This is a genomic window from Streptomyces sp. NPDC004610, from assembly GCF_040609715.1.
In the GTDB taxonomy this organism is placed as follows: domain Bacteria; phylum Actinomycetota; class Actinomycetes; order Streptomycetales; family Streptomycetaceae; genus Streptomyces.
In genome coordinates this window covers 128,396-137,742 of sequence record NZ_JBEXLA010000029.1, presented here as the reverse complement: position 1 = coordinate 137,742, position 9,347 = coordinate 128,396, and the positions used below count along the sequence as shown (strand labels likewise).

Annotated in this window: 7 protein-coding genes; 2 read left to right on the top strand and 5 right to left on the bottom strand. The window is 70.2% G+C overall.

Going from position 1 to position 9,347, the window contains the following annotated elements:
• Positions 1-2,099 (bottom strand): APC family permease (locus ABZX40_RS28935; protein WP_356162730.1); only part of this gene is annotated, 2,099 nt, incomplete at its 3' end.
• Between the two features lie 562 nt (positions 2,100-2,661).
• Between ABZX40_RS28935 and ABZX40_RS28930 the strand changes: the two genes are divergently transcribed.
• The gene (locus ABZX40_RS28930; protein ID WP_355744422.1) at positions 2,662-3,330 is read left to right on the top strand and encodes a TrkA family potassium uptake protein; all 669 of its coding nucleotides are present in this window, start codon (positions 2,662-2,664) and stop codon (positions 3,328-3,330) included.
• Positions 3,330-4,007, top strand: a complete 678-nt coding sequence (locus tag ABZX40_RS28925) for a TrkA family potassium uptake protein (protein WP_355744419.1) — start codon at positions 3,330-3,332, stop codon at positions 4,005-4,007. The genes ABZX40_RS28930 and ABZX40_RS28925 overlap by 1 nt, the downstream gene beginning before the upstream one ends.
• A gap of 785 nt (positions 4,008-4,792) precedes the next feature.
• On the opposite strand, the gene ABZX40_RS28920 is transcribed toward ABZX40_RS28925, so the two are convergent.
• From ABZX40_RS28920 to ABZX40_RS28905, 4 genes are read right to left on the bottom strand one after another with little or no spacing between them, the layout of a single operon-like run.
• On the bottom strand, positions 4,793-5,509 hold the full coding sequence (locus ABZX40_RS28920) for a DUF3159 domain-containing protein (RefSeq protein ID WP_355744416.1): 717 nt from the start codon (positions 5,507-5,509) through the stop codon (positions 4,793-4,795).
• A 3-nt stretch (positions 5,510-5,512) separates the two neighbouring features.
• A complete protein-coding gene (locus ABZX40_RS28915; RefSeq protein ID WP_355744413.1) occupies positions 5,513-5,911 on the bottom strand; it encodes an OB-fold nucleic acid binding domain-containing protein in 399 nt (132 codons plus the stop codon).
• Between the two features lie 40 nt (positions 5,912-5,951).
• On the bottom strand, positions 5,952-6,635 hold the full coding sequence (locus ABZX40_RS28910; protein ID WP_355744410.1) for a response regulator: 684 nt from the start codon (positions 6,633-6,635) through the stop codon (positions 5,952-5,954).
• Positions 6,632-9,310 carry a sensor histidine kinase KdpD gene (locus tag ABZX40_RS28905; RefSeq protein WP_355744407.1) on the bottom strand — a complete coding sequence of 893 codons (2,679 nt, stop codon included), beginning with the start codon at positions 9,308-9,310 and terminating at the stop codon, positions 6,632-6,634. Before ABZX40_RS28905 ends, ABZX40_RS28910 begins: the two co-directional genes overlap by 4 nt.
• Positions 9,311-9,347 lie beyond the last annotated feature (37 nt).

Here is a 9,347-nt window from a genome sequence, read left to right as displayed (position 1 = left end):
GGAGGCCGCGGCGGCGGCACGCTGAGGGGCCGGCGCGAGCGACGGAGCGACGACGCGCGTTCCGCGTTCCGAGCCCTCCACACCCCGGCCGGCCCCCGCCGCACCGCCCCCGGCGCATTCCACTCCTGCCGCTTCCGTGCCCGCTGCCGGGCCGCCTCCGACGACTCCAGCTGATACGGCACCGACGTCACCATCACCCCCGGCGTGAACAACAGCCGCCCCTTGAGCCGCAGCGCGCTCTGGTTGTGGAGCAGTTGCTCGTACCAGTGCCCGACCACGTACTCCGGGATGATCACGGACACCGCGTCCCGCGGCGACTCGCGCCGCAGGCTCTTCACATACTCGATCACCGGCCGGGTGATCTCCCGGTACGGCGAGTCCAGCACCTTCAGCGGGACGTCGATCCCGCGCCGCTCCCACTCCTCGCGCAGCGCCTTCGTCTCGGCCGGGTCCACATTGACGCTGAGCGCCTCCAGCGTGTCCGAGCGCATCAGCTTGGCGTAGGCCAGAGCCCGCAGCGTCGGACGGTGGATCTTGGAAATGAGCACCACCGAGTGCACCCGCGAGGGCCGCACGCTGTCGTCGCTGGGCTCCTCCGGCGCGGCCAGCTCCTCCGAGACCCGGTCGTAGTGGCGCCGGATGACGGTCATGACGCCGTAGAAGAGGACCATGCCCAGCAGCGCCACCCAGGCTCCATGGGTGAACTTGGTCACCAGGACCACGACCAGCACCAGCCCCGTGAAGAACGCGCCGAACGCGTTGATCGCGCGGGAGCGGATCATCCGCCGCCGCTTCGCCGGGTCCTTCTCGACCGCGAGGTGGCGGTTCCAGTGCCGGACCATGCCGGTCTGGCTGAGGGTGAAGGAGACGAAGACCCCGACGATGTAGAGCTGGATCAGCCGCGTCGAGTCCGCGCCGTAGATCCAGACCAGCAGTCCCGCCGCGCCCGCCAGCAGGACGATGCCGTTGGAGAAGGCGAGCCGGTCGCCGCGGGTGTGGAGCTGGCGCGGGAGGTAGCGGTCCTGGGCGAGTATCGAGCCGAGCACCGGGAAGCCGTTGTACGCGGTGTTGGCGGCGAGGAAGAGCACCAGCGCCGTGGCCGCCGCCAGCACCAGGAAGAGGAAGCTGCCGCTGCCGAAGACCGCCTCGGCGACCTGGGAGATCACCGGGTTCTGGACATAGTCCGAGCCGACCGGGACACCGTTCTCCAGCAGATCGTGCGCCGGGTTCTCCGCCATCCGTACGTTGCTGGCCATGGCCAGCCCGATGATCCCGCAGAACATCGTGACCGCCAGCAGCCCCATCAGCGCCAGCGTGGTCGCCGCGTTACGGGACTTGGGCTTGCGGAAGGCGGGCACCCCGTTGGAGATCGCCTCCACACCGGTCAGCGCGGCGCAGCCCGACGAGAACGCCCGCAGCAGCAGGAACACCAGGGCGAAACCGGCCAGCCCCTGATGCTCCGCCTCGATCTCGAAGCCCGCGGTCGGCGCCCGCATGGTGTCGTCCAGGACCAGCCCCCGGTACGCCCCCCACGCGATCATGATGAAGACACCCGCGACGAAGACATACGTCGGGATCGAGAACAGCGTGCCCGACTCCCGCACCCCGCGCAGATTCATCACCGTCAGCAGCACGATCACGGCGACCGCGCAGGCGACCTTGTTCTCGACCACGAACGGGATCGCCGAGCCCAGGTTCTCGATGCCGGAGGAGATGGAGACGGCGACGGTCAGGACATAGTCGACGAGCAGCGCGCTGGCGACCGTCAGCCCCGCCTTGGGACCCAGATTGGTGGTCGCCACCTCGTAGTCGCCGCCCCCGCTCGGGTAGGCGTGCACGTTCTGCCGGTAGGAGGCGACCACGGTGAACATCAGCACCACGACCGCGAGCGCGATCCAGGGACTGAACTGGTACGCCGACACACCCGCGATGGACAGGACCAGCAGCACCTCGCCCGGCGCGTACGCCACCGAGGACAGCGGGTCGGACGCGAACACCGGGAGGGCGACGCGCTTCGGCAGGAGCGTTTCCCCCAGCCGGTCACTGCGCAGTGCGCGCCCGATGAGGATCCGTTTGGGCACGTCGGTCAGTTTGGACACGACTGAGCATCGTACGGGCTCGAACGCCCGACCGCCCGCATCGTGCACGAGATCCAGGCCACAGATCCGGCACCCCCCGCACAGCCGCCCCCGATCTGCCCCACGGGTGAATCACACCCCCGATTCGGCGGCACCGCCGACGCCCCTTCCGGTACGACAACCATGCCTGTACGACGATCCCCCCACCAGCACGATCCTCCCGCCAGCGCCGGACAGGCACCGACCGCCCTTCCGGCGTCTCCCCTCACAGAGCCCGCCCCATCCGTCCCTCCCCATCCATCCCGCCCGATCGATCCCGCCCAGAGCCATCCCGCCCCTCGGACGCCCGGAGGTCCCATGCCCGCCACCGCAGAGCTGATCGGCGCCACCGCCGCCCTGATCGGCCTCGGCATCCTCACCCTGCTCAGTGTCCGGAGGATCAGCCGGCGCTGACCGTCCGCCCCGCGCCGGACGGGACTGCACAGGGGTGCCCTCCGGCCACCGTGCGTGTGTAGCTTGGGCGACGGTCTGAGACCCTAGAACCAGCCACGTCAACAACACCCCTGACCTCGGAAGGACGGTCGTGCACATCGTCATCATGGGCTGCGGCAGAGTGGGTTCCGCTCTCGCCCAGACCCTGGAGCAACAGGGGCACACGGTCGCCGTGATCGACCAGGACCCCACCGCCTTCCGACGCCTTGGCTCCTCCTTCGGCGGTCGCCGGGTCACCGGCGTCGGCTTCGACCAGGACACCCTGCGCGAGGCCGGCATCGAGGAGGCGGGTGCCTTCGCCGCCGTCTCCAGCGGCGACAACTCCAACATCATCGCCGCCCGGGTGGCCCGCGAGATGTTCGCCGTGGAGAACGTCGCCGCCCGGATCTACGACCCCCGCCGCGCGGAGGTGTATCAGCGGCTCGGCATCCCCACCGTCGCCACGGTCCGCTGGACCGCCGATCAGATGCTGCGCCGGCTGCTGCCGTCCGGCTCGGAGCCGCTGTGGCGTGATCCCACCGGCGGTGTCCAGCTCGCCGAGGTCCACGCCTCGCACGCCTGGGTGGGCCACAAGATCAGCAGACTCCAGGAGGAGACCGGTGTCCGGGTGGCCTTCCTGACCCGGCTGGGCGAGGCGATCCTGCCGTCGTCGCAGACGGTGCTCCAGGAGGGCGACCTCGTGCACGTCATGATGCGCACGGACGAGGTCGAGAAGGTCGAGGCGGCCTTCGCAGAGGGCCCGAAGGAGGGCGGCAACTGATGAGGGTCGCCATTGCCGGGGCCGGCGCGGTGGGCCGCTCGATCGCGGGCGAACTGCTGGAGAACGGCCATGAGATCCTGCTGATCGACAAGGCCCCGACGGCGATCTCGGTCGAGCGGGTGCCCCAGGCGGAGTGGCTGCTGGCCGACGCCTGCGAGATCACGTCCCTGGACGAGGCCGCGCTCCAGCGCTGCAATGTCGTCATCGCCGCGACCGGCGACGACAAGGTCAACCTGGTCGTCTCCCTGCTCGCCAAGACGGAGTACGGGGTTCCGCGGGTCGTCGCCCGCGTCAACAACCCCAAGAACGAGTGGTTGTTCAACGAGGCGTGGGGCGTCGATGTCGCCGTCTCCACCCCGCGGCTGATGTCCGCGCTGGTGGAGGAGGCGGTGAGCGTGGGCGACCTGGTCCGGCTGCTCCGCTTCAGCCACGGTGACGCCAACCTGGTCGAGCTGACCCTCCCCGAGGAGTCCGCCCTGGCCGGCACGCAGGTAGGCGATGTGGACTGGCCGGAGGACACCTCCCTGGTCACCATCATCCGCGGCAACCGCGTCCTCACCCCCACCCGTGAGGACTCCCTGGAGGCCGGCGACGAACTCCTCTTCGTCGCCGCCCAGGCAAGGGAGGAACAACTGGAGGACCTGCTCTCGGAACGCCGACAGGAACCGACGACCTAACAGACCCCCGGCGAAGCCGACAAACGGAGGGGCCCCGCTGCCATCGCGGGGCCCCTCCGGTCTTTGTCCGTCTCTCCCCAGCCACTCCCAACAACCCGAGACAAGCGCCCACCCTTCGACACCAACCGACCCCACCGGGGCGACCGACCGCCTTTCGGCGCCGCTCTATCCCCCCGAGACGAGGGACCGCCTTTCGCCGCCGACTAATCCCCCCGAGACGATCAGCCGCCCCTCCGGCACTGATCCATCCCACCGGAACAAGCGACTGTCCTCCGACGCCCATCCGCCCCACCAAAACAAGCGACCGTCCTCCGACGCCCACCCATCCCACCGAGACAAGCGGCTGTCCTTCGACGCCGACCAATCCCCCCGAACGGGGCGACCGCCCTCCGACGCCCACCCATCCCACGGAGACGAACGGCTGTCCTTCGAAGCCGACCAATCCCCCCGAACGGGGCGACCGCCCTCCGGCACCGATCCATCCCACCGAGACGAACGGCTGCTCTTCGAGGCCGACCAATCCCCCGCCGAGCGGGGCGACCGTCCTCCGACGCATACCCATCCCACCGAAACGAGCAGCTGCTCTTCGAAGCCGACCAATCCCCCCGAGACAAGCGACCACCCTCCGGCTCCGACCAATTCCCCCCGAGCAACCGACCGCCCTTCGGCACCGATCCATCCCACCGAGACGGGTGGCAGGGTGGGCATAGGTCGGGGGTCCGGGGGCGGAGCCCCCGGCAGGTGCACCGGAACGCCGGGCCCCAAAAGCCCAAACCGACCCGCCCCTACTTCACGCCCTCCTTGGCGGAGCCCTCCGCCTCCATCTCCGCGAACACATCAATCGGCGCGGGCGCCTTCGCCAGGAACACCCACGTCAACCACACCGCCAACAGGAACGGCGGGATCTTCAGCGAAACGAGCACCCACCCCAGCTGCGTCGTGTCCGCCCACCAGTACAGCGGGAACAGAATCGCCGACTTGCCGAGCAGAATCAGCCCCCACGCCCAGCTCGCCTTGGCGTACGCCTTCTTCCGCCCCGGGTTCCGGGTCCGCCAGGACAGGTTCTCCTTGAACACCGGCCCGAGGATCAGCCCGATCAGCGGCACCCCGCACAGCGTGGTGACGATATAGGCGAGGCCCAGCCCCACCGTGTAGAGCATGCCCGGCAGATAGAAGTCCTTGGCGTTGCCGGTCATCATCGCGAAGACCACACCGAAGGCGACCCCGAAGACGCCGCTGAAGGCGTGCTTGACGGTGTCCTTCATGGCGAGGCGGACCACCACGAGCACCAGGGACACGGCGAGCGCGGCGATGGCCGACAGATGCAGGTCCTTGTTGATCGTGTAGATGCTCACGAACAGCAGGCCCGGGACGACCGTCTCGACCATGCCCCGGACGCCACCGAACGCCTCGAACAGTGCGGCCTCGGTGACCGCGCGGGAATCGTGCTCCCGCTCCCGCTCCTGCTGGGCGTCTTCGGTCGGCTTGTCGAGCGACGTCACCGGCTACTCCCGTCCGAGGGGTCTCAGTTCGTACTTGGGATTGAACAGCACTCTGCGGCCCCGGCTCATCGAGATCCGGCCCGACGCGATCATCCTGCGGCCCGGCTCGATCCCGACGATGGAACGCCGCCCCAGCCACACCACGTCCAGCGGGGCGGAGCCGTCGAACAGCTCGGCCTCCAGGGCCGGGACACCGGCCCGAGGACGCAGCGTGACCGTGCGCAAGGTACCAGTAACCGTGACTATCTGTCGGTCGTGGCAGTCACAGATGCGGGTGCAGCCGGTGACGTCCGCGTCCTCGCGCAGCTCCTCGGACTCCAGGTCCTCCTGCGACGAGGAGAGCCGGTCGAGCATGCGCCGGAACCGGCCCACCGGCTTGTCGGAATCAGGAACAGCACTCATGTCTGAAGGGTACCGGGGCACCCCGACAGCCCAGTACCCCTCATTTCTCGAAGCGGTATCCCATCCCCGGCTCGGTGATGAAGTGCCGGGGGTGCGAGGGGTCCGCCTCCAGCTTGCGGCGCAGCTGGGCCATATAGACCCGCAGATAGTTGGTCTCCGTCCCGTACGAGGGCCCCCACACCTCCTGGAGCAGCTGTTTCTGGCTGACCAGGCGCCCGGTGTTGCGCACCAGCACCTCCAGCAGATGCCACTCGGTGGGGGTGAGCCGTACGTCCTTCCCGGCCCTGTTGACCTTCTTCGCGGCGAGGTCGACGGTGAAGTCGTCGGTCTCGACGGTCACCTCGTCCTCCCCGGCGCCGGTGGGCTCGGCCCGGCGTACGGCCGCCCGGAGCCGGGCGAGGAGTTCGTCCATGCCGAAGGGCTTGGTGACGTAGTCGTCCGCGCCCGCGTCCAGCGCCTCGACCTTCTCGTCGGAGGAGTGCCGCGCGGACAGCACCAGGATCGGTACGCGGGTCCAGCCCCGCAGCCCCTTGATCACCTCGACGCCGTCCATGTCCGGGAGGCCCAGGTCCAGCACGACCACATCGGGGTGGCGGGCGGCGGCGAGCTGGAGGGCGGTGGCCCCGTCGTGGGCCGCGTCGACCTCGTACTTGCGGGCCTTGAGGTTGATCACGAGGGCGCGCACGATCTGCGGCTCGTCGTCGATCACGAGCACCCGGGTCATGAAGCCCGCCTTTCGGTTCGTACGGGGCCCTCGGCCCCGGTGCGCGGACGGTCGGCCCGCGCTGTCGTCGTCACATCCACCGGCTCCCCGGCGCCATCCGTCTCGGCCGGTTCCCCGCCACCGGGCGCCGTCGCCCGGTCCCCGTCCTCCTGCTGGTCCTGCTCCCGCCGGTCGGCGTCGCGCCGGGCCGCCCTCAGGGTCAGCACCATCGTCAGGCCGCCGCCCGGGGTGTCCTCCGCGGTCAGTGTGCCGCCCATCGCCTCGGTGAAGCCGCGGGCGACGGCGAGGCCGAGCCCGACACCCGCGCCCCGGGGTACGTCCCCGTGCCGCTGGAAGGGCTCGAAGATGCGTTCCTTCGCCTCGTCCGGCACGCCCGGCCCCCGGTCGACCACCCGGACCTCCACCCGGTCCGCCATCGCGCTCCCGGCGACCAGCACGGTCTGCTCCGGCGGGCTGTACTTGACGGCGTTCTCCACCAGATTGGCCACCGACCGCTCCAGCAGCCCGGCGTCCACGGACACCATCGGCAAGGTCTCCGGAATATCCAGTTCCACGCTGTCCTCGGGCACCCCGCCGAGCGCCATCGGCACCACCTCGTCCACGTCGATGTCGCGGATGATCGGGGTGACGGTCCCGGTCTGGAGGCGGGACATGTCGAGCAGATTGCCGACGAGATGGTCGAGCCGGTCGGCACCCTCCTCGATGCCCTCCAGCAGCTCGGCCTGATCCTCCTCCGACCAGGCCACGTCGTCCGATCGCAGCGACGAGACCGCCGCCTTGATCCCGGCGAGCGGGGTCCGCAGATCATGGCTGACGGCGGCCAGCAGCGCGGTGCGGATGCGGTTGCCCTCGGCCAGCGCGCGGGCCTGGTGGGCCTCCTCGCGCAGCCGGCGCCGGTCCAGGACCACGGCCGCCTGCGCGGCGAACGCGGCGAGCACCCGGCGGTCGGAGGCGGGCAGCACCCGGCCGGTGAGCGCGAGCGCCATATGGTCGCCGACGGGGACGTCCACATCGGCGTCCTCGGGCCGCTCGGGGGCCGGTCCGACGCCCGCACGGCCGACGCAGGTCCAGGGGTCGACGTCGCTGGACCGCTCCAGCATGGCCGCCGACTCCATGCCGAAGGTCTCCCGGACCCGTTCCAGCAGCTCTTCGAGGCTGGTCTCGCCGCGCAGCACATTGCCCGCGAGGAAGGAGAGTATGCCCGCCTCGGCTCTGAGCCGGGCCGCCTGATGGGTGCGCCGGGCGGCGGTGTCCACGACGGACGCGACCGACACCGCGACCCCGATGAAGATGACCAGGGCGACGATGTTCTTGGGGTCGGCGATGGTCAGCCGGTGCAGGGGATAGGTGAAGAACCAGTTCAGCAGGAGCGAGCCGAAGGCGGCCGAGGCGAGCGCCGGATAGAGCCCACCGAGCAGGGCGGCGGCGACCGTCACGGTGAGGAAGAGCAGCATGTCGTTGGCGAGGCCGATGCTGACCGTGCTGAGCAGCAGCGTCAGCAGCGGCGGTCCGGCCAGCCCGACGATCCAGCCCCACAGGATCCGGCCCCGCCCCAGCCGGGCGCCCCGGGCGACGGGCAGCCCGCGCCCCTTGGCGGCCTCCTCGTGGGTGACGATATGGACGTCCAGATCGGGCCCGGACTCGCGGGCGACGGTCGCCCCGACCCCCGGCCCGAAGACGTACTGCCAGCTCTTGCGGCGGGAGGAGCCCAGCACGATCTGGGTGGCGTTGACGCCCCGCGCGAAGTCGAGCAGGGACGCGGGGATGTCGTCGCCGACGACATGGTGGAAGGTGCCGCCGAGATCCTCGACCAGGGTGCGCTGGACGGCGAGTTCCTTGGGCGAGGCGCCGGTGAGACCGTCGCTGCGGGCGATGTAGACGGCGAGGACCTCGCCCCCGGCACCCTTCTCGGCCAGTCGCGCGGCCCGGCGGATCAGCGTCCGGCCCTCCGGACCACCGGTCAGGCCGACCACGATCCGCTCCCGCGAGCCCCAGATCCGGGACACCCGGTGGGCGCTGCGGTACTCGGTCAGATACTCGTCCACCCGGTCGGCGACCCAGAGCAGGGCGAGTTCGCGCAGGGCGGTCAGGTTTCCGGGCCGGAAGTAGTTCGACAGGGCCGCGTCGACCTTGTCCGGCTTGTAGATGTTGCCGTGGGCCATCCGGCGGCGCAGCGCCTCCGGAGACATGTCGACCAGCTCTATCTGATCGGCCCGCCGTACCACCTCGTCCGGCACGGTCTCCTGCTGCCGGACGCCGGTGATGGACTCCACGACATCGCCGAGTGACTCCAGGTGCTGGATGTTGACGGTGGAGACGACATCGATCCCGGCGGCGAGCAGTTCCTCGACGTCCTGCCAGCGCTTGGGGTTGCGCGAGCCGGGGACATTGGTGTGCGCCAGCTCGTCCACGAGGGCCACCTTGGGATGGCGCGCGAGGACCGCGTCCACGTCCATCTCCGTGAACGTCGTGCCCCGGTACTCCAGCTCTCGGCGCGGGATCTGCTCCAGGCCGTGCAGCATCACCTCGGTCCGGGGACGGGCGTGGTGCTCCACGAAGGCGACCACGCAGTCCGTGCCCCGCTCGACCCGGCGATGGGCCTCCGAGAGCATGGCGTAGGTCTTGCCGACGCCCGGTGCCGCACCGAGGTAGATCCGAAGCTTGCCGCGTGCCATGTCCCTATTGTCTTCCCGTCACTGCCGCGTACGCAGC